This window comes from Caulobacter sp. FG7, assembly GCF_057808875.1.
This window is the reverse complement of the sequence record NZ_JBMDIW010000004.1, coordinates 174960-193600: the sequence shown is the minus strand read 5'-3', so window position 1 is coordinate 193600 and position 18641 is coordinate 174960. Positions and strand designations below refer to the sequence as shown.

Sequence of the window (18641 nt, the reverse complement as noted above, 5' to 3'; positions counted from 1 at the left end):
CGCTCCGCGACAGCTCCCCCAAGAGGGGAGCATCTTGGCGCCGGCGCCGAACGCGATCCTCCCCCTCTGGGGGAGGTGGCCCGGAGGGCCGGAGGGGGTAGCGCGAGCCCTCATCGACCCAGCTCCTGCAGACCCGCCTTGATCAGCGCCTGCACGGACGCGTCATCCCCGAGCTTCGCCGCGGCGGCCTCGACCACGCGGCGGGCGTTCACCTCGGCCACGCCCAGGCCCATCAGGGCGGCGACGGCGTCGCCGGTGGCGGCGGGCTTGGCGGGGGCGGACGGCGCGGCGGCGGCCGAGGGCGCGGCCGTCAGCACCGGTCCGTCAGTGATCGGCTTGCCCTTCAGCTCGGTGACGATGCGCAGGGCAAGCTTCGGCCCCACGCCGTTGGCGCGGCCCACCGCGGCCTTGTCCTCGCGCGCCACGGCGCTGGCCAGCTCGGCCGGCGACAGCACGTCGAGCACGGCCATGGCGGCCTTGGGCCCCACGCCCTGGATCGCCTGCAGCAGCACGAAGGCGCGGCGGTCGTCGCGGGTGGAGAAACCGTAGAGCCGCAGGCCCTGGTTCTCGCTCCACTGGCTCTCGACATGGACCAGCGTCTCCTCGCCCAGGGCCGGCAGGCGCTGGAGGGTGCGCTGGCCGCAGCGGACGATGTAGCCGACGCCCATGACGTCGATCAGGGCCTCTTCCTCGCCGACCTCGGCGACAGCCCCGCGCAGTCTTCCAATCATAGCTTTCTGGCGATCATGCGACTCTCCTCGCCGTGCGGGCGTGAGCGTGGGCGATGGCGACGGCCAGCGCGTCGGCGGCGTCGGCGGTGGGCGAGCCGGCGGTCGGCAGCAGGCGGGCGATCATGAAGGCGACCTGGGCCTTGTCGGCCGCGCCGGTGCCCACCACCGCCTTCTTGACGACGGGGGCCGAATATTCGGCGACGAGCAGGCCGGCGCGGGCCGGGGCGATCATCGAGGCCGCGCGGGCGTGGCCCAGCTTCAGCGTCGACTGGGCGTTGGTGTTGACGAAGGTTTCTTCCACCGCCGCCTCGTCGGGGGCGTGCTGCTCGATGACCGCGCAGACGCCCTCGAACAGGGTCAGCAGGCGGTCGGAGAAGGCGGCCTTCTCATCGGGCGCGATGACGCCGTGGGCGATGTGGGTGATGCGCGAGCCGGCCACGCCGATCACGCCCCAGCCGGTGCGGCGGAGGCCCGGATCGAGGCCGAGGATGCGCAGAGGGCGATTCGCGTTCATCATGTGTTCTCGCAGTCTCGCCCTTTCCTGTCGCCAGGAAAAGCCGTGTCATGCTTAAGCACGGGTTAACGCCAGGCCCTGGTTTTCGCGCATGTGGCTTGCGCAGCGACGCGAAGCCCGCTCCTGTTCCGGCCACGTTTTACGACACCGAAGGTCGGACCATGCGCCTGAAGGCCCTTTTCGCCACCACCGCGGCCCTCGCCGCCCTGCCGGTTCTGGCGCACGCCCAGCCGACGCCCGGCCCGCAGGTCACGCCCCGCGCCGACCAGACGGCCTTCCGCGCGCTCTACAAGGAGCTGGTCGAGATCGACACCACCCTGTCGAAGGGCAGCTGCACCGCCGCCGCCGAGGCGATGGGCGCGCGCCTGAAGGCGGCCGGCTATCCGGAAGGCGACGTCAAGGTCGTGGTCGACCCGAAATATCCGCGCGAGGGCAGCCTGGTCGCCGTGCTGCGCGGAACCGACGCCAAGTCCAAGCCCATGCTGCTCTTGGCCCACATCGACGTGGTCGAGGCCAAGCGCGAGGACTGGACGCGCGACCCGTTCAAGCTGGTCGAGGAGAACGGCTACTTCTACGGACGCGGCACGTCGGATGACAAGGCGCAGGCGGCGATCTGGGCCGACACCCTGGTCCGCCTCAAGCAGAGCGGCTTCAAGCCCAAGCGCGACATCAAGATGGCGCTGACCTGCGGCGAGGAGAGCGAGGGGTACAACGGCATCGAGGACCTGGTGAAGAACCACCGTCCGCTGGTCGACGCCGAGTTCGCGCTCAATGAAGGCGCCGACGGCCTGCTGGACGACACCGGCAAGGAGATCGTGCTTGAGGTCCAGGCCGGCGAGAAGGTCTATCAGGACTTCACCTTGACGGCGACGAACCCCGGCGGCCACTCCAGCCGCCCCGTGGCCGACAACGCCATCTACCACCTGACGGCCGCCGTCGGCCGCATCGGCGCCTATCAGTTCCCCACCCGCTTCATCGACGCCACGCGCGGCTACTTCACCCAGATGCAGGCCCGCGTGCCGGCCGAGCAGGCCGCCGCCATGAAGGCCTTGGTCGCCGACGTCAGCGATCCAGAAGCGCTGAAGGTGCTGACCAAGGACGCAGGCTGGAACTCGATCCTGCGCACCACGTGCGTCGCCACCATGGTCAACGCCGGCCACGCGCCCAACGCCCTGCCCCAGCGGGCCAGCGCCAACATCAACTGCCGCATCCTGCCGGGCACGCCGGTCGAGGAGGTGAAGGCCAAGCTGACCGAGCTGGTCGCCGATCCGGCCGTGACCGTCGCCCTGGCCCACGAGGCCAAGCCGGTCTCGCCGCCCCCGGCCCTGACGCCGGCGATCATGGGCCCGATCCAGAAGAACGCGGCCAAGCAGTGGCCCGGCGTGCCGATCGTGCCGATCCTGCTGACCGGCGCCACCGACGGCGTGCACACCAACGCCGCCGGCATCCCGACCTATGGCGTCAGCGGCCTGTTCGGCAATGCGGACGGCGACGGCGTGCACGGCCTCAACGAGCGCATGCGCGTGAAGTCGCTCTATGACGGGCGGGACTTCCTCTACGCGCTGGTCAAGGACTACGCGGGCGGGAAGTAGGTCGTGCGTGGTCCTCGCCCTTCGACAAGCTCAGGGTGAGGACCATTTCAGGCTCGGCGGATTACTCGAAAACCTCATCCTGAGCTTGTCGAAGGACGAGGTTTTCGCTCCCTCACGCCCCCGCCATCTCCACCCAGCCGAACAGCGCCTTGAGGATCAGGGCGCGCACCGCCGGGGCGTCGACGCCGATACAGACCTCGGCGTTGGGCTCGCCCTCGACGCGCTCGATGCGGCCCTGGCGCTCGCCGTCCAGCACCACGCGCAGGCGGGCCGGCTCGAAGGTGAACGCCTCGGGCGACACCAGGCTGGCGGCGGCGACGGCGTCGTGCGGATGGCAGCCCTCGGCGCCCCAGGCCTTCTGGTGGAAGGCGATATAGGGCGCGGCCGCGCGGCTCAGCCGCGCCGACAGCGGGCTGCCGCAGCAGCGCGCGCCGCTGTCGAGGTCGGCGGCGGTGACCGTTACAAGGCTGGTGACGTCCAGCGGCACGAGACGCGGCTTGACCCCCGCCTCCAGGATCCTGGCCAGGGCCTCGGGATCGCTCCAGCTGTTGAAGTCGGCCCCGCCTGCGGCCTTGCCCTGCACGGAGAAGGCGCCGGCCATGATCGTCGGCGACCAGCCGCGAAAGGCGGCCGGATCGTCCAGCAGGCCCAGCGCCAGGTTGGTCAGCGGCCCCAGGAACAGCCCCTTCACCCGCCGGCGCGCCAGGAAGGCCAGCAGGCTGACGCCGTGGCCGCGATCCAGCTCCGGCAGCTTCCAGCGCTGGGAGAAGCCCGCGCCGTTCAGGCCGTCGGGACCGTGGGCCGGGCGCATCCGCTCGACCCGGCGGCGGGCCAGCCCCGCGCCGGCGCCGATATAGACCTCGGCCGCGCAGCCGGCGAGGCGCAGCACGCCCCGGGCGTTGGCGGCGGCCTGGTCGACATAGGTGTTGCCGAACACGGCCGAGACCGAGCCCACCTCGACGGCCTCGCGGGCCCGCGCCAGCAGGGCCAGGGCGAGAGCGTCGTCCACGCCGCAGTCGGTGTCGATGTGCAGACGAAGCGCCATGGCCGCGATCATAGCCGATCAGCGTGCGCGCCCGGAAGCCGTCGGCGAGCGCCGTTCAGTCCTTTCTGGGCAGGATGTCGAACTCGACCACCCGCTGGTCTTCCTCCAGGCGCCGGGCCAGCTCGCCCAGCCGCAGCGTCCCCTTGCCCGAGAACGAGCCGGCCAGCTCGAACAGCGCCCCGCCGCCGATCAGGCGCTGGTTGATGCGCCCGCCCTCCAGCTCGAAGGTCGCCAGCAGGCCGCGCAACTGCGCCTCGTCGACCAGGGCCTCGCGACGGAAGCGCACGGCGATGTCGGCATAGTTCTTCTGCGGCATGTGACGGTCGAGCCAGCGGGCGGCGCTGAGCACCACCACGCTGAGCACCGTGCCGGCGATCGCCAGGTCGTACAGCGCCATGCCGAACAGCATGCCCAGCGCCGAGGTGATCCACAGCGACGCCGCCGTCGTCAGCCCGTGCACGGACACGCCCTGCTGGAAGATCACGCCGCCGCATAGAAAGCCGACGCCGGTCAGCACCCCGTGGGCCATGCGGACGGGATCGATACGCACCGTCTCCAGCGGCGTGTCGCCCATCCACTTCAGCTGGTGCACGGCCGCCAGCATCAGGAGGGCCGAGGCCAGCGACACCAGCATGTGGGTGCGCAGGCCCGCCGGCCGCGAGCGGTACTCGCGCTCGAACCCGACCACCGCCCCGGCCATCAGGGCGCCCAGCACGGGCAGCACATATTGCAGCGAAACGCCGTCCATGGCGGGAGAACGGCCAAGCGGGGCAAGAGGCTCCCGCCTTCGCCCAAGGCCCTTGCGCCTCCAACGGGGGAAGAGGCGCAAGGAACCCCGGCTCGCCCGCCTCCAGGGTGGGGGACGGGGGTCGGCGGGCGCGCGGCAGGGCGGCGCCTTGCGTGGACGCCGCCTCCATGTCCGCAGCTACGGCGGCCGTCGCGAGACGGATGCGCGCCCTCCTCAAAAATCAGCTGAAGCCGTTGACCATCTTGCGCAGGCGGCGGGCGACGTCCTCGGGGCGGTCGGCGATCTGGAGGAACAGGGCCTGGACCTCGGCCTCCTCCAGGCCGGCGGCGCGCAGGGTGCGCCAGGCGCCCAGCAGCGCGGCCAGGGCCACTTCCTGGCGGTCGGGAACGATGGCGGCGGCAGACATGGAACTGGCCTCTTCAAGAACCGGAGGCGTCACAATGTTCATTTTTTGTTCTCTATGACAAGCCCCGACGCCGAGGGATCGGCGTCGGGGTTGAAAGGCCTCAGCGGCAGACCGTGCGTTCGTAGACCGAGCCGCTGTAGCGGTCGTAGTCGCGCGTGGTCCAGCAGTCGCTGCGGTGACGGCGCGGACCGTAGTCGTAGCCGTAATAGCGCGGCGGCGGCGCGCGATAGCCGTAGTCGTAGCCATAGGCCGGACGGCCGTAATAGCCACGGTCGTAATGACGGTCGCGGCGGTCGTTGTTCAGCGACGAGCCGATGGCCAGGCCCACGATGCCGCCGACGATGGCGGCGGCCGCGGCGTCGTTGCCGCGGTCACGGTGGCGGTGGCGGCGCCAGTCGTCGGCCGAGGCCTGGGTGCTGGCGGCGATCATGGTCAGGGCGGCGAGGCCGGCGGCGACGCCCCCGAAGGTCTTGAGCGGTTTGAAAGCCATGGCGGCCTCCCTGGAAAAGCTTGCCTCAAGCCTGCGCGTTCGCGCCTGAACCCCGTGTGAACGGCCCTGTCAGGTGGAAAGTCGCGCCAAGGCGCCTTTTTTGTTCACCTTTCTGGGCGATGCTTTTCCTCGAACGTGGCCAGAAGGCCATCGACGCGACGAAGGCGGACGAAAGCGATGTCGAGCAACAACACGGCCTATACCCCCGGCGAAGCCCTGCAGGTGCTGTCGTTCGAGGTCGGCGCCCAGACCTACTGCGTGCCGGTCGGCACGGTGCGCGAGATCCGCGGTGTCACGCCTCCCACCCCGCTGCCCGACGCCCCGCCGCACGTGCGCGGCGTCATCAACCTGCGCGGCCAGGTGATGCCGGTCATCGACCTGTCGGCCCGCCTCGGCAAGGGCCCGGCCCAGGACGGCCCGCGCCAGGTAATCATCGTCGTCGAGAACGGCCGCGACGTCGCCGGCCTGCTGGTCGACGCGGTGTGCGACAGCTTCATCGTCGAAGCCAGCCAGATCAGCCCGCCGCCCTCGGTCGGCGACGAGGCCTCGGCCCTGGTCTCGGCCGTGGTCACCACCGAAGCGGCCATGGTCGTGCTGCTGACCGTCGACGCCATCCTGCCCGAGCGCCCGATCGCCATCGCGGCCTAAGGGCGCATTCAACCGTCTCTTCCGGCAATGAGAGTCGCCTCCCTCGCCCCTGTGGCGAGGGCCCATGCCGGCGGCCGCTCAGACCTCGTTCGTCCTGAGAGATCCGAGCGGCTGAACGATGGGCCCTGGGCACGAGGCCCAGGGAAGCAGGACCAGGCCCGCCACCGACGCCGACCCGCTCCACCTTCAAACAAATGTTTCGATAGCCTCTTCCGCTCGCCCCTCCGCCGGGGCTAGGGTCTGCCGCACAACCATAAAGCGGGAGACGAGCGGATGAAGGCGGCGGTGCTGCGCGAGGTGGGCAAGCCCCTCGTCATCGAGAACGTGACCATCGGCAAGCCGGGCCCGCGCGAGGTGCTGATCCGCACCAAGGCCGCCGGCGTCTGCCACTCCGACCTGCACTTCGTCGAAGGCTCCTACCCCCACCCCCTGCCCGCCGTGCTGGGCCACGAGAGCGCCGGGATCGTCGAGGCGGTCGGCGACGAGGTGCGCACCGTCAAGGTCGGCGACCACGTCATCACCTGCCTGTCGGTCTATTGCGGCCACTGCGAGGTCTGCCTCACCGGCCACATGAGCCTGTGCACCAGCTCTGAGACCAAGCGGCCGAAGGGTTCGGAGCCGCGCCTCTTCAAGGAAGACCTTAACGCCGCCAACGGGCGCGGCCCGATGGCCCAGTTCCTCAACCTGTCGTCCTTCGCCGAGCTGATGCTGGTGCACGAGCATGCGTGCGTGGCCATCCGCAAGGACATGCCGTTCGACCGCGCCGCCCTGATCGGCTGCTCGGTCACCACCGGCATCGGCGCGGTGATCCATACGTCGAAGGTCCAGCCGGGCGAGACCGTGGCCGTCATCGGCTGCGGCGGCGTGGGCCTGGCCACCATCAACGGCGCGGCCATCGCCGGCGCCGGACGCATCATCGCCATCGACCGCCAGCCCTCGAAACTGGCCCTGGCCAGGACGTTCGGCGCCACGGATGTGATCGACGCCAATGACGGCGACGTGGTCAAGCAGGTGCAGGAACTGACCGGCGGCGGCGTGCACCACAGCTTCGAGGCCATCGGGCTGAAGGTCACCGCCGAGCAGGCCTTCAAGATGCTGCGCCGGGGCGGCACGGCCAACATCATCGGCATGATCCCGGTCGGCACCATGATCGAGCTGCACGGTCCCGACTTCCTCGGCGAGAAGAAGATCCAGGGCAGCTACATGGGCTCCAACCGCTTCCCGGTCGACATGCCGCGCTTCGTCGACTTCTACATGAACGGCAAGCTCAAGCTCGACGAGCTGATCGCCCGCCGCATCAAGCTCGAAGACGTCAATGACGCCTTCGAGGAGCTCAAGCGCGGCGAACTGGCGCGCTCGGTGATCGTGTTCGACTAGAACTCCCTCTCTCAAAGAGAGAGGGTTTTTCTAGGCCGCTTTCCGCCGCCCCGCCCGCGTCACCAGGAAGATGCCGGCGCAGACCAGCGCCAGGGCGGCGGCGTTCTTCCAGGCCAGCACCGGCTCATGCAGGAACAGGGCCGACAGCAGCACCCCGAACACCGGGATCAGGAAGTTGAACACCGCCAGCATGCCCACCGGGTTATGCTTCAGGAGCAGGCTCCACAGGGCGAAGGCGGCCGCCGACAGACCCGCCATGTAGGCCAGCAGGGCCAGAGAGCGGATGTCGAAGCCCTCCAGCCGGCCTCCGAACGCGAAGCCGATGCCCAGCAGCGCCGCGCCGCCGATGGCCAGCTGCCAGCCGGTCATGACCATGGCGTCCATCTTCTGCGAGATGGTCTTGCCCCAGATGCCGGCGGCGGCCAGCACGAAGGCGGCGATGACCACGAAGCCTTCGCCCAGCAGGCTGAACTCGAAATCGAGCCCCTTTCCGCCGAGGTTCACCGCCAGCACGCCCAGGAAGCCGAGCAGGCAGCCCAGCGCCTTGCGCGGGGTCAGGCGGTCGTTGGCATAGAGGAAGTGGGCCAGGATCACGCCGAAGAAGGCGCCGGTGGAGTTCATGATCGACGACTTCACGCCGGTCGCGTGGGCCAGGCCGATATAGAAGAAGACGTACTGCACCGTGGTCTGGACGATCCCCAGCGCCAGCACCTTGGGCGCCTGGTCGCGGGGCGGGACCAGCGGCTTGCCGGTCAGCCCCGCCAGCACCAGCAGGATCGCGCCGGCCGCCACGAAGCGCCAGCCGGCGAACAGCATCTGGGCGGCCGTGTCGGCCTTGGCCACGTGCAGCATCGCATAGCCGGCCTTCACCGCCGGAAAGGCGCTGCCCCACAGCAGGCAGCACAGCACCGCCATGCCGATGACGAAACGGCGGTTGCTGTAGAGGTCGGCGCGGGGCGAGGTCACGCTAGGCGAGGTCACGGGGGCGGGCCTTGTCGAAAAAAGCATCGCCGCCCCGCGGGAAAGCGGAGCGGCGATCATGTCTGCGCCCCGCTTCTAGGCTTCTCCCCGCCGGGCTTCAACCGCGGGCCGCCCTTGTGCGCGCTGTCACGAGATCGCCGGGCCCGCCATGCTACCGGCAGTGTTCCTGAGGGGGAGATTCGCCATGTCCGACATTGATCGCCGCGGCCTGCTGCTGGGCGGGGCCGCCGCCGGCGCCCTGCCGACCTTCCTCGCCTCGACCCTGGCCCGCGCCGCCGCGATAGACGCCGACGACCGCACGGGCACGATCGCGGACGTCGAGCACGTGGTGATCCTGATGCAGGAGAACCGCAGCTTCGACCACTATTTCGGGGCCATGGCCGGGGTGCGCGGCTTCGGCGACCGCTTCCCCGTCCCGGTGCGCGACGCAGCCGGCCGCAAGGACGGCACGGCGTTCCTCCAGGCCTATGGCCAGCAAGGCGGCCCGGACGTGATCGCGCCCTTCGCGCTCAGCACCGGCCCGCTGGGCGACCTGATCCGCGTCGAGGGCACGCCGCATGGCTGGACCGACGCCCAGGACGCCTGGGACGAAGGGCGCATGGACCGCTGGCCCGTGGCCAAGCGGCCTCACTCCATGGGCTACTACACCAAGGCCGAAATCCCCTTCCAGTACGCCCTGGCCCACGAATTCACCCTGTGCGACGCCTATCACTGCTCGACGCAGACCGGCACCAACACCAACCGCCTGTTCCTGTGGAGCGGAACCAACGACGGCGCAGGCCAGGCCGGCGGGCCATCGATCTCGAACTCGCACGACGATTTTCCGGAGAAGGGCGGCGCGGCCGAGTCCTATCGCTGGACCACCTATCCCGAACGGCTGCTGGAAGCGGGCGTCAGCTGGCGCATCTACCAGGACATGGCCGACAACTTCACCGACAATCCCCTGGCGGGGTTCGCGGCCTATCGCGCCGCCCATGCCGGCGCCCCCGGCGCCGACCAGCGGCTCAAGGACCTGGCCCTGTCCACCTGGCATCTCGACGGGCTGCGCCAGGACGTGTTGTCGGGGCGCCTGCCGCAGGTCTCGTGGATCATCGCCCCCGCCGCCGATTCCGAGCATCCGGGCCCGTCCAGCCCCGCCCAGGGGGCCTTCTACCTGGCCCGGGTGCTCGACGCCCTGACCCTGAACAGCAAGGTCTGGGCGCGAACGGCGCTGCTGGTGATGTTCGACGAGAACGACGGCTTCTTCGACCACGCCCCGCCGCCCGCCCCGCCGTCGCGCGACGCCGCCGGCAAGCCACTGGGCGGCTCGACCGTGGATACGGCCGGCGAGTATCACCTCGTGCGCAATCCGACCGAGGCCAAGGCCGAACGTGACGACCTGATGGGCCGCCCCTATGGCCTGGGCCCGCGGGTGCCGATGTACGTGATCTCGCCCTGGAGCCGGGGCGGCTGGGTCAACAGCGAGGTCTTCGACCACACCTCGGTGATCCGCTTCCTGGAGGCCCGCTTCGGCGTGGCCGAGCCCAACATCTCGCCCTGGCGACGATCTGTGTGCGGCGACCTGACCTCGTGCTTCAACTTCGCCACGCCGAACGCCGACCCGCCCGCCGCGATGCAGGACATGCAGACGCTGGCCAGGGCGGCGCGGTTCGCCCAGAAGAAACGCACGACGACCCCGCCGACGCCGACCGCGGTCCGGGCGCCCTACCAGGAGATGGGCACGCGCAAATCGCGCGCATTGCCCTACCGACTGGAGGTGGACGCCAGGATCGGCGACGAGGCGGCAAGCCTGCTCCTGAACAATCCCGGCGCCGCCGGGGCCGTGCTGCACGTCTATGACCGCCTGCGCCTGGACCAGGCGCCGCGCCGCTACACCCTGGGCGCGGGTGGGCGGCTCGAGGACGCCTGGCCGGCCGGCGCCTACGACCTGTGGCTGCTAGGACCCAACAGCTTCCACCGACACTATGCGGGCGAACCGTCCGACGGGCTGGAATGGCTGATCGTCCCTAACCTCAACGGCAAGACAGTGGCGATGATCCTCTACAACACCAGTCCGGAAGCGCGCACGGTGATCGTCGAGCCGGCCGGCTTGCTGAGGCCCAAGCCCTGGACGGTGACGCTGGCGGCGGGCGAGACGCGGGACCGCGAATGGCCGACGGGCGCCGACTGGTACGACCTGTCGGCCCGCTGCGAAGAGCGTCCGTCCTGGCGCCGCCGCGCCGCGGGGCGCGCGGAATCGGGCCGGCACTCGCACAGCGATCCGTTGATGGGCGAACTGGCGAGGCTGTCTCGCTAGCGCAGCCGGCTCGCGTTGGGCGACTTCAGCTCGGCCAGGGCCAGGCGCGGGGTGTCCTTGCTGGTCCCGTTGGAGGCCTGGGCATAGTTGCTGTCTTCGCGGCCGGCCTGGGCCAGCAGGGTGTCCACCCGGGCCTTCTTGGCCTTGAAGGCCGCCAGCTCGCCGCCCGACAGCACCGTGCCCTGCGGCACCTTGGCGCCGATCGGGTTGACGCGCTGGCCATTCAGCCAGACTTCGTAGTGAAGGTGCGGGCCGGTCGACATGCCGGTCGAGCCGACATAGGCCACGACCTGGCCCTGCGAGACGCGCATGCCCGGGCGGATGCCCTTGGCGTAGCGCGAGATGTGGGCGTAACCGGTATCCCAATTGCCGGCATGGCGGATGCGCAGCCAGTTGCCGTAGCCGGCCCAGCGCTTGGCCTCCAGCACCACGCCGTCGCCGGCGGCGAGGATCGGGGTGCCGGTGCCGGCGCCGAAGTCGACGCCCTTGTGGCCGCGGGCGTAGCCCAGGATCGGGTGGCGGCGCATGCCGAAGGTCGAGGTGATGCGAGCGCCGTCGACCGGGGTGCGCAGCAGGAAGCCCTTGATGTTCTTGCCGCTCTCGTCGAAGAACTGGGTCTTGCCGTCCCGCTCGAAGGCGTAGAAGCGCTGGCCCTTGACCTCGGCGTACTCCAGGTCGCCGGCCTCGATGGTGCGGCCGCTCTCGGTGACCTTGCGGTCGAACACCAGGCAGAACTGGTCGCCGTCCTTGATGTCGCGCGAGAAGTCGATCTTGTGCGAGAACAGCTTGGCCGCCTGGCTGATCACGGCCGGGCTGCCGCCGACGGCCGCCACGCTCTCGTAGAACGAGCCGTTCATGGCCCCGCACGAGACCTTGGTCTCGTCGCGGACCTGTTCCTCGATCTCGCGCAGCTTCAGCGCGCCGTCGAAGGTGCGCGACACGGTGACGGTCGAGGACGGGCTGGTGCGCATCGACAGGCCGACCAGGCGGGCCGGGCCGCGGTCGTTGTCGCGGCGGCGGGCGATGGCCGCCTCGAAGGCCATGCCGGCCTTGATGTTGACCGTGTCCATGGCGCTCTGCAGCGTGCTGACCACCTGGCTGGCCTCGTCGGCGCCGACGCCCGAGCGCTGCACGGCGCCTTGCAGGGTCTCGCCGGGGCGAACCTTGACGGAAACGGTTTCAGGACGATCGAAGCCGGGCTGGGCCTCGGCCTGGGCGAAGGCGACGTGTTGCAGGGCCACCATGGCGGCGGCGTCCAGCGGCGCGTGGGCGGCGACGACGGTCGACGGGGCGTCGCCCGCCGTCAGCTTCCAGCCCAGGGCCAGGGCGGCCAGGCCGGCGACAGCGGTGAAGAGCCGCGGCGCGAGACGCCACGTCGGGCGTCGCGGATCAAATTCCTGCATCGGTCCCCCGTTAGGTAGCGATGCCGTTTTCGTACAGAAACAGCACGGCCGGGAAGCCCCCCAGCAATCGTCGGGCCGGAACATGACGGCGCAGGGGCCGCCGATCAAGGACTATCCGGTGCTTTGGACGTTTTGTCACGGATATGGTTAACCCGTTGTCCCGGCTCGGAAAACGCGAGCCGGAAAAGAAAAACGCCCGCTGCGAGCAGCGGGCGCCTTCTGTCGAATTTCGGGTTTCGCGCTGGCGAAAAATCAGGCGGTGCTGACCTGCTCGTTCGGGTCGCGCAGCACGTAGCCGCGGCCCCAGACGGTTTCGATGTGGTGCTTGCCCTGGGCCGAGGCCGCCAGCTTCTTGCGCAGCTTGCAGATGAAGACGTCGATGATCTTCAGTTCCGGCTCGTCCATGCCGCCGTACAGGTGGTTGAGGAACATCTCCTTGGTCAGGGTCGTGCCCTTGCGCAGGGAGAGCAGCTCCAGCATCTGGTATTCCTTGCCGGTCAGGTGAACGCGGTTGCCGTTCACTTCCACCGTCTTGGCGTCCAGGTTGACGATGATGTCGCCGGTCTTGATGACCGACTGGGCGTGACCCTTCGAACGACGGACCACCGCATGGATGCGGGCGATCATCTCGTCCTTGTGGAAGGGCTTGGTCATGTAGTCGTCGGCGCCGCCGGCGAAGGTCTTAACCTTCGTGTCGATTTCGGCCGTGCCCGACAGGATCATGATCGGCGTGTTGACCTTGGCCACGCGCAGGGTGCGCAGCACGTCGATGCCGCTCATGTCGGGAAGGTTCAGGTCGAGCAGGATCAGGTCGTAGTCATAGATCTTGCCCAGGTCGACGCCTTCTTCGCCCAGGTCGGTCGTGTAGACGTTGAAGCCTTCCGACTTCAGCATCAGCTCGATCGTCTGCGCGGTGGCGCTGTCATCCTCGATCAACAGTACCCGCATGAAACCCTCCCCGCCCTGAGGCGGCGCTTATTCGACAGCTAGGCGGACAACCGCCGGTGAAACCCGTCCACCAGTCTGGCGGACAGTTAATTTAAGACTGGTTAATGGTGAACGCGTCGTCTGGCGAAATGGTTAATATGATTTGCGAATCGGGTGCAAGCGCCCAGAAAACCGTTGCGCACATTGGCCGCAGGCGGTTTTCAAGCTCGACCTTGGCATGGTGAAAAGCCAGCAAACCCAAGGGTTAACAGGGGATCGGACGCCGTTACCGCGTTAAGAAGCCTCAAGGCTCCGTTCGTCTTTAGGGCGAGATTGCGGCGTTCTGTCGCGAGAATTTCCCACCCATTTTTTCGCCTTCAGCGTGCGGGCTGCGGGCGGCCGAAAGCTTGAGCGGTCGATCGCCGCGTCACCCGGTCGCGGCCGATTCCCCGTCGGTCAGCCAGCCGGCCGCCCGCAGGCGGGCCACCGAGGCGCGAGAGACAGGGGCGGCCTCGCCGTCGACCAGCCTCAGCCGCAGGTTCCGGCCGTCGCGCTCGACCCCGACCACCGCCCGACGCGCCACCCACCACGAGCGGTGCACCTGCAGGCCGTCCAGGCCCGACAGCCCCGCCAGCACCCGCGCCAGCGGCCCGGCCTCCAGCCGCGAGCCGGTCTGCGTGCGGACGCGGACATAATGGTCCTCCATCTTCAGATAGAGGACGCTGGAGGGCGTGAGAGCAGGCTCGGCCGGCGCTCCCGGGATGACCGGGACCACCCGCGCCACCTGCAGGCGCGCGCGCAGCCAGGTGAAACCCGCCGCGATCGGCGCCGAGATCGCCAGGCATTGGCCGTACCAGTCCAGCGGCGACAGGCGCTTGAGGAACGGCCACAGGCTCGTGGCCAGCGGCGCCACGACCGCCGTCTGCAAACCGCAACCGACCAGGATGGCACCGCCGACCATCACCCAGGCGGGAACCTTCAGCCGCTCGGCCCCGGCGATCGCCAGCCGGATCGAAAGGCCGAAGATCACGATGCCGGCCCAGAAACAGCCCGTCCAATAGAACGCGCGCACGAGGACGGAGCCGTTGAAGTAGCTGCCGAACGGCCCGACCACGCCCAGGAACACCCCCACCGCCGTGGCGACGGAAAGGTCGATCGCCCATTCGCGGGCGGTTCCCAGGACGGGAGGCTTTGCGGTCATGGCCGATCTATAGCGCCGTTCGCCGCTTGGCGAACCCATTCGCCCGTTCACGCAACGGACGTGGCGGCGCAAGGGCCGGGGCCGCATCGAGAGGGCGTCGCCAACCGGAGCCCTCCATGCGTTCCCCTCGCCTTCTCGCCCTGCTCGCCACCCTCGCTTTCGCCGGCATAGCCTCCACCCCCACTTGGGCGTCCGAGCCGCATGTCGGCTTCATGCGGCTGTCCGCGCCCGATCCCGGCGGCCCGCCGATCGAGGTCGGGGTCTGGTATCCCACCGACACGCCCGAGACCGCGCCGGCCGGCGGCATGGAGAGCCTGCCCGTCGCCGGCGGCGCTCCGGTCGCCGGCAAGGACCTGCCGCTGGTGGTCATGTCGCACGGCAACGGCGGCTGGTTCGGCGGCCACTACGACACCGCCGCCGCGCTGGTGAAAAAGGGCTTCGTCGTCGCCGCGCTCACTCATACCGGCGACAACTACCGCGACCAGAGCCGGGCGCTGGACATGGCCGACCGCCCCCGCCAGCTCTCCGTGCTGATCGGCTACATGCTGGACGCCTCGCCGATGCACGCGCGGATCGACGCCGGCAAGGTCGGCGCCTTCGGCTTCTCGTCGGGCGGCTTCACGGTGCTGGCGGCGGCCGGCGGCGAGCCGAACCTGGCGGCGACCTTCCCCGCCCACTGTCTGAAGCATCCCGCCAACTACGATTGCCGCCTCAGCGCCGGCAAGCCGCTGCCGGCCAGCGTCCTGACCGCGACATGGACCCACGACGCGCGGATCAGGGCCGTGGTCTCGGCCGCGCCGGCCCTGGGCTTCTCGTTCGGCCGCGCGGGGCTGAAGGGCGTCACCCAGCCGCTGCAGCTGTGGAAGGCCGGCGACGACGAGATCCTGCCCGATCCCGACTACGCCGAGGCCGTGCACCGCGCCCTGCCCCGCGCCCACGACTATCGCATCGTGCCGGGGGCGCGACATTTCGACTTCCTGGTCCCGTGCGGCCCGCAGGCGGCCAAGCAGTTGCCAACCCCTTTGTGCGCAAGCGCTCCGGGCTTCGACCGGGCCGCTTTCCACGCCGATTTCAACAGGCAGGTTGCGACATTCTTCGCCACCCAACTGGGCGTCGGCGAACGCTGAATTTCATGCCCAATTAACCATGATGACCGAGTCTGCGCGGGTCGCTTCCAGGAGCCGTCTTGCGCAGTCTCATCGCCGCCGTCGAACGTCTTGACCCGCTGACCGTCTTTGGACGCGTGGCGGCCGTCAACGGCCTCCTGATCGAGGCTCGCGGCGGCCTGACGCGCCTGGCGGTCGGCGCCCGGGTCGAGATCGAGCGCATCGGCGCGCCGGTGCTGCCGGCCGAGGTGGTCGGTTTCCGCGAGACCCGCGCCCTGCTGATGCCCTTCGGCCCGGTCGAGGGCGTGGCCCCCGGCGCCGAGATCCGCATCATGCCCGAAGGCGCCACGGTGCGCCCGACCAAGGCCTGGCTGGGCCGCATCATCAACGCCTTCGGCGAGCCGATCGACGGTCTTGGCCCGCTGCCGCAGGGCGAGGTTCCCTACCCGCTGAAGACCCCGCCGCCGCCGGCCCACGCCCGCGGCCGGGTGGGCGAGCGCCTGGACCTGGGCGTGCGCTCGATGAACGTCTTCACCACCACCTGCCGCGGCCAGCGCCTGGGCATCTTCGCCGGTTCCGGCGTCGGCAAGTCGGTGCTGCTGTCGATGCTGGCGAAGGAAGCCACCTGCGACGCCGTCGTCGTCGGCCTGATCGGCGAACGCGGCCGCGAGGTGCGCGAGTTCATCGAGGAAACCCTGGGCGAAGAAGGCCTGCGCCGCGCCATCGTCGTGGTCGCCACCTCGGACGAGCCGGCCCTGACCCGCCGCCAGGCCGCCTACATGACCCTGGCCATCGCCGAGTTCCTGCGCGACCAGGATCAGGAGGTCCTCTGCCTGATGGACTCGGTGACCCGCTTCGCCATGGCCCAGCGCGAGATCGGCCTGGCCGCGGGCGAGCCGCCGACCACGAAGGGCTACACGCCCACCGTCTTCACCGAACTGCCCAAGCTGCTCGAGCGCGCCGGCCCCGGTCCGATCCGCGCCGACGGCACCACCGCCGCCCCGATCACCGCCCTCTTCACCGTGCTGGTGGACGGCGACGACCACAACGAGCCGATCGCCGACGCCGCCCGCGGTATCCTCGACGGCCACATCGTCATGGAGCGCTCGATCGCCGAGCGCGGCCGCTTCCCGGCCATCAACGTGCTGAAGTCGATCAGCCGGACCATGCCGGGCTGCCAGCTGCCGCACGAGCGCGACATCGTCAAATCGGCCCGCCAGGTGCTGTCGGCCTATTCGAACATGGAAGAGCTGATCCGCATCGGCGCCTACCGCGCCGGCGCCGATCCCACCGTCGACCGGGCCATCCAGCTCAATCCGGCGGTCGAGGCCTTCCTCAGCCAGAACCCCGACGAAGCCACGAGTCTTGACGATTCGTTCAACTTCCTCGGCCAGATTCTCCAAAGCGCCGCCTGAAGCGCCCGTACCGAGTAAGCCAGCATGACCAAGTGGGCCGCCTCCCTGATCCGCCTCTCGAACCACGAGGTCGAGACGCTGCAGAAGCGCCTGGCCGAGGTGGTCGACCGCCGCGAGGCCGCGCAGATGAAGCTGGCCACGATGGACGCCGAGGCCGAGATCGAGATCCGCAACGCCGAGGGCGACGCCTCCGCCGGCTGGTACATGGTCGGCTACCGCAAGGGTCTGGAAGTGCGCCGCGCCGAGACCCTGCTCGAGATCGACCAGATCGGCATCGAGGAAAACGGCGCCCGCGACGCCCTGTCGATGGCCTTCGAGAACCTCAAGAAATACGAGCACGTCGCCGAGACCGCCAAGGCGGCCCTGGCCAAGAAGGTCGGCAAGCTGGAAATGGCCGCCCTGGACGAACTGGGCCTGCGCCGCGCGGCGATGGGCGGGCGCTGACAACGAACCTCCCCCTGTGGGGGAGGCGATCGCGCAGCGATCGGTGGGGGGCGTGACTTCGAAGTCGGCCAACGCATCGTCAGCTGAAAACTTCCCCCCACCGGCCTTCGGCCGCCTCCCCCAATGGGGGAGGTTCCCTTCACCCTTCCCCAACCTCCCCGTGCTTTCCTCGCGTCGATCGCCAGGGAGCAAACGATGTCCGACGTCTCACGCCGCGCCGTGCTCGGCTCCAGCCTGGCGCTGGCCGCCTGCGGCCAGAAGGCGCAGAGCCAGCCGGTCCCGGCCAACCTAGCGCCGCTGAAGTCGGTCGCGCCGTTCCGGATCGGATCCTCGGTCCAGGCCCTGCACCTGGACGACCCCGCCCTCGCCGCCCTGCTGCGCCGACAGGTCAGTCAGCTGACGCCCGAATGGCAGATGAAGATGGAATACATCGTCCAGCCGGACGGCTCGTTCCGCTTCGACGCGCCCGACAGGATCGCCGCCTTCGCAGCCGCCAACGGCATGGCGCTGCTGGGCCACGTGCTCGTCTGGTACGCCCAGGCGCCCGAGGCCTTCGAGCGGCTGGACGAGAACCGGGTCAGCTTCGAACAGGCCTATCGCAACTACATTCTGGCCGTGGCCGGGCGCTATCGCGGCAAGGTGGTCGGCTGGGACGTGGTCAACGAGGCCGTGGCCGAGGACGGCGACGGCTGGCGGACGAGTCTCTGGTCCAGGCGCCTGGGCGACTTCGAGCACATCGCCCTGGCCTTCCGCACGGCGCGCGAGGCCGATCCCGGCGCGACCCTGCTGCTCAACGACTACAATCTCGAATACATGCCCCGAAAGCGGGCCACCTTCCTCAAGCTGGCCGAGCGCCTGCTGGCCTCGGGCGCGCCCCTGACCGGCATCGGCACGCAGATGCACGTCGCCGCCGACATCCGGCCGGGCGAGATCACCACCATGATGAAGGACCTGGCCAGCCTTGGCCTGCCGATCCACCTGTCGGAACTCGACGTGTCGCTGGTGCGCGCCGACAACAAGCTCCTGGGCCGCGCCGAGCTGGAGCGCCGCCAGGCGCGCACCTATGGCGAGGCGGCCGAGGCGTTCATGGCCCTGCCCGAACGCCAGCGCTTCGCCTTCACCCTGTGGGGCCTGCGCGACGGGGATTCGTGGCTGAAGAAGGAGAACGCGTCGGACGCTCCCGCGCCGTTCGACGACGCGGGCCGGCCCAAGGCCGCCGCGGCGGCGCTGGTGGAGGCGTTCAGGCGCTAGTGGTCAACGCCGTGCGCGGGCCTGGCGGTAGAAAACCTCTTCCTGAGCTTGTCGAAGGACGAGGTT

The 18641-nt window shown here is 69.6% G+C and carries 17 protein-coding genes and 2 pseudogenes; 9 read left to right on the top strand and 10 right to left on the bottom strand.

Features of this window, described 5'->3' with window-relative positions:
- Nucleotides 1-110: 110 nt before the first annotated feature.
- Both ruvA and ruvC read right to left on the bottom strand, forming a co-directional pair.
- Complete coding sequence (ruvA, locus tag ACODR1_RS05105) at nucleotides 111-731, bottom strand: Holliday junction branch migration protein RuvA (protein WP_488879480.1); 621 nt, start codon at nucleotides 729-731, stop codon at nucleotides 111-113.
- Between the two features lie 13 nt (nucleotides 732-744).
- Nucleotides 745-1260, bottom strand: coding sequence for a crossover junction endodeoxyribonuclease RuvC (gene ruvC / locus ACODR1_RS05100; protein ID WP_180896913.1), 516 nt, complete (start codon nucleotides 1258-1260; stop codon nucleotides 745-747).
- Between the two features lie 146 nt (nucleotides 1261-1406).
- On the opposite strand from ruvC, the gene ACODR1_RS05095 reads away from it, so the two are divergent.
- Entirely contained in the window at nucleotides 1407-2837 is a 1431-nt protein-coding gene (locus ACODR1_RS05095) for a M20/M25/M40 family metallo-hydrolase (RefSeq protein ID WP_488879479.1), read from the top strand.
- Between the two features lie 7 nt (nucleotides 2838-2844).
- Nucleotides 2845-2942: pseudogene (locus ACODR1_RS05090) on the top strand (hypothetical protein); the annotation flags it as partial.
- Nucleotides 2943-2949: 7 nt separating this feature from the next.
- On the opposite strand, the gene ACODR1_RS05085 reads toward ACODR1_RS05090, so the two are convergent.
- The 4 genes and pseudogenes from ACODR1_RS05085 to ACODR1_RS05070 form a co-directional block, all read right to left on the bottom strand.
- Nucleotides 2950-3882: a nucleoside hydrolase gene (locus ACODR1_RS05085; protein ID WP_488879478.1), complete on the bottom strand. Its 933-nt coding sequence runs from the start codon at nucleotides 3880-3882 to the stop codon at nucleotides 2950-2952.
- 55 nt (nucleotides 3883-3937) lie between these two features.
- Complete coding sequence (locus ACODR1_RS05080; RefSeq protein WP_488879477.1) at nucleotides 3938-4630, bottom strand: MgtC/SapB family protein; 693 nt, start codon at nucleotides 4628-4630, stop codon at nucleotides 3938-3940.
- Between the two features lie 220 nt (nucleotides 4631-4850).
- Nucleotides 4851-4997 (bottom strand): annotated as a pseudogene (locus tag ACODR1_RS05075) (hypothetical protein); the annotation flags it as partial.
- A gap of 139 nt (nucleotides 4998-5136) precedes the next feature.
- Entirely contained in the window at nucleotides 5137-5526 is a 390-nt protein-coding gene (locus ACODR1_RS05070; RefSeq protein ID WP_488879476.1) for a hypothetical protein, read from the bottom strand.
- 177 nt (nucleotides 5527-5703) lie between these two features.
- On the opposite strand from ACODR1_RS05070, the gene ACODR1_RS05065 reads away from it, so the two are divergent.
- Together ACODR1_RS05065 and ACODR1_RS05060 are read left to right on the top strand one after the other, a co-directional pair.
- A complete protein-coding gene (locus ACODR1_RS05065; protein ID WP_116490468.1) occupies nucleotides 5704-6174 on the top strand; it encodes a chemotaxis protein CheW in 471 nt (156 codons plus the stop codon).
- 273 nt (nucleotides 6175-6447) lie between these two features.
- Entirely contained in the window at nucleotides 6448-7551 is a 1104-nt protein-coding gene (locus ACODR1_RS05060) for a Zn-dependent alcohol dehydrogenase (RefSeq protein ID WP_488879475.1), read from the top strand.
- 30 nt (nucleotides 7552-7581) lie between these two features.
- Here ACODR1_RS05060 and ACODR1_RS05055 read toward each other — a convergent pair whose 3' ends face one another.
- The gene (locus ACODR1_RS05055) at nucleotides 7582-8466 is read right to left on the bottom strand and encodes a DMT family transporter (RefSeq protein ID WP_488879541.1); all 885 of its coding nucleotides are present in this window, start codon (nucleotides 8464-8466) and stop codon (nucleotides 7582-7584) included.
- Nucleotides 8467-8716: 250 nt separating this feature from the next.
- Here ACODR1_RS05055 and ACODR1_RS05050 point away from each other — a divergent pair, with 250 nt between their 5' ends.
- Complete coding sequence (locus tag ACODR1_RS05050) at nucleotides 8717-10828, top strand: phosphocholine-specific phospholipase C (protein ID WP_488879474.1); 2112 nt, start codon at nucleotides 8717-8719, stop codon at nucleotides 10826-10828.
- On the opposite strand, the gene ACODR1_RS05045 is transcribed toward ACODR1_RS05050, so the two are convergent.
- The 3 genes from ACODR1_RS05045 to ACODR1_RS05035 form a co-directional block, all read right to left on the bottom strand.
- Nucleotides 10825-12231: a M23 family metallopeptidase gene (locus ACODR1_RS05045; protein WP_488879473.1), complete on the bottom strand. Its 1407-nt coding sequence runs from the start codon at nucleotides 12229-12231 to the stop codon at nucleotides 10825-10827. The two genes, ACODR1_RS05050 and ACODR1_RS05045, sit on opposite strands and share 4 nt — an antisense overlap.
- A 252-nt stretch (nucleotides 12232-12483) precedes the next feature.
- Nucleotides 12484-13179, bottom strand: coding sequence for a response regulator transcription factor CtrA (ctrA, locus tag ACODR1_RS05040; RefSeq protein ID WP_488879472.1), 696 nt, complete (start codon nucleotides 13177-13179; stop codon nucleotides 12484-12486).
- A gap of 406 nt (nucleotides 13180-13585) precedes the next feature.
- Entirely contained in the window at nucleotides 13586-14359 is a 774-nt protein-coding gene (locus ACODR1_RS05035; protein WP_488879471.1) for a LytTR family DNA-binding domain-containing protein, read from the bottom strand.
- Between the two features lie 116 nt (nucleotides 14360-14475).
- Here ACODR1_RS05035 and ACODR1_RS05030 point away from each other — a divergent pair, with 116 nt between their 5' ends.
- The 4 genes from ACODR1_RS05030 to ACODR1_RS05015 all read left to right on the top strand — a co-directional run bounded on the left by ACODR1_RS05030 (nucleotide 14476) and on the right by ACODR1_RS05015 (nucleotide 18575).
- Nucleotides 14476-15486 carry an alpha/beta hydrolase family protein gene (locus tag ACODR1_RS05030; RefSeq protein ID WP_488879470.1) on the top strand — a complete coding sequence of 337 codons (1011 nt, stop codon included), beginning with the start codon at nucleotides 14476-14478 and terminating at the stop codon, nucleotides 15484-15486.
- Between the two features lie 59 nt (nucleotides 15487-15545).
- Nucleotides 15546-16880 carry a flagellar protein export ATPase FliI gene (fliI, locus tag ACODR1_RS05025; RefSeq protein WP_109100856.1) on the top strand — a complete coding sequence of 445 codons (1335 nt, stop codon included), beginning with the start codon at nucleotides 15546-15548 and terminating at the stop codon, nucleotides 16878-16880.
- A 24-nt stretch (nucleotides 16881-16904) separates the two neighbouring features.
- Entirely contained in the window at nucleotides 16905-17324 is a 420-nt protein-coding gene (locus ACODR1_RS05020; protein ID WP_488879469.1) for a flagellar export protein FliJ, read from the top strand.
- 195 nt (nucleotides 17325-17519) lie between these two features.
- Nucleotides 17520-18575, top strand: coding sequence for an endo-1,4-beta-xylanase (locus ACODR1_RS05015; protein ID WP_488879468.1), 1056 nt, complete (start codon nucleotides 17520-17522; stop codon nucleotides 18573-18575).
- The last annotated feature ends 66 nt before the right edge of the window (nucleotides 18576-18641 follow it).

Coding starts and splice junctions, on each gene's coding strand:
- ACODR1_RS05095 (WP_488879479.1), top strand. CDS start 1,407: ATGCGCCTGAAGGCCCTTTTCGCCACCACCGCGGCCCTCGCCGCCCTG.
- ACODR1_RS05015 (WP_488879468.1), top strand. CDS start 17,520: ATGTCCGACGTCTCACGCCGCGCCGTGCTCGGCTCCAGCCTGGCGCTG.
- ACODR1_RS05050 (WP_488879474.1), top strand. CDS start 8,717: ATGTCCGACATTGATCGCCGCGGCCTGCTGCTGGGCGGGGCCGCCGCC.
- ACODR1_RS05030 (WP_488879470.1), top strand. CDS start 14,476: ATGCGTTCCCCTCGCCTTCTCGCCCTGCTCGCCACCCTCGCTTTCGCC.
- ruvA (WP_488879480.1), bottom strand. CDS start 731: ATGATTGGAAGACTGCGCGGGGCTGTCGCCGAGGTCGGCGAGGAAGAG.
- ACODR1_RS05060 (WP_488879475.1), top strand. CDS start 6,448: ATGAAGGCGGCGGTGCTGCGCGAGGTGGGCAAGCCCCTCGTCATCGAG.
- ACODR1_RS05080 (WP_488879477.1), bottom strand. CDS start 4,630: ATGGACGGCGTTTCGCTGCAATATGTGCTGCCCGTGCTGGGCGCCCTG.
- ctrA (WP_488879472.1), bottom strand. CDS start 13,179: ATGCGGGTACTGTTGATCGAGGATGACAGCGCCACCGCGCAGACGATC.
- ACODR1_RS05035 (WP_488879471.1), bottom strand. CDS start 14,359: ATGACCGCAAAGCCTCCCGTCCTGGGAACCGCCCGCGAATGGGCGATC.
- ACODR1_RS05065 (WP_116490468.1), top strand. CDS start 5,704: ATGTCGAGCAACAACACGGCCTATACCCCCGGCGAAGCCCTGCAGGTG.
- ACODR1_RS05070 (WP_488879476.1), bottom strand. CDS start 5,526: ATGGCTTTCAAACCGCTCAAGACCTTCGGGGGCGTCGCCGCCGGCCTC.
- ACODR1_RS05020 (WP_488879469.1), top strand. CDS start 16,905: ATGACCAAGTGGGCCGCCTCCCTGATCCGCCTCTCGAACCACGAGGTC.
- ACODR1_RS05045 (WP_488879473.1), bottom strand. CDS start 12,231: ATGCAGGAATTTGATCCGCGACGCCCGACGTGGCGTCTCGCGCCGCGG.
- ACODR1_RS05085 (WP_488879478.1), bottom strand. CDS start 3,882: ATGGCGCTTCGTCTGCACATCGACACCGACTGCGGCGTGGACGACGCT.
- ACODR1_RS05055 (WP_488879541.1), bottom strand. CDS start 8,466: ATGGCGGTGCTGTGCTGCCTGCTGTGGGGCAGCGCCTTTCCGGCGGTG.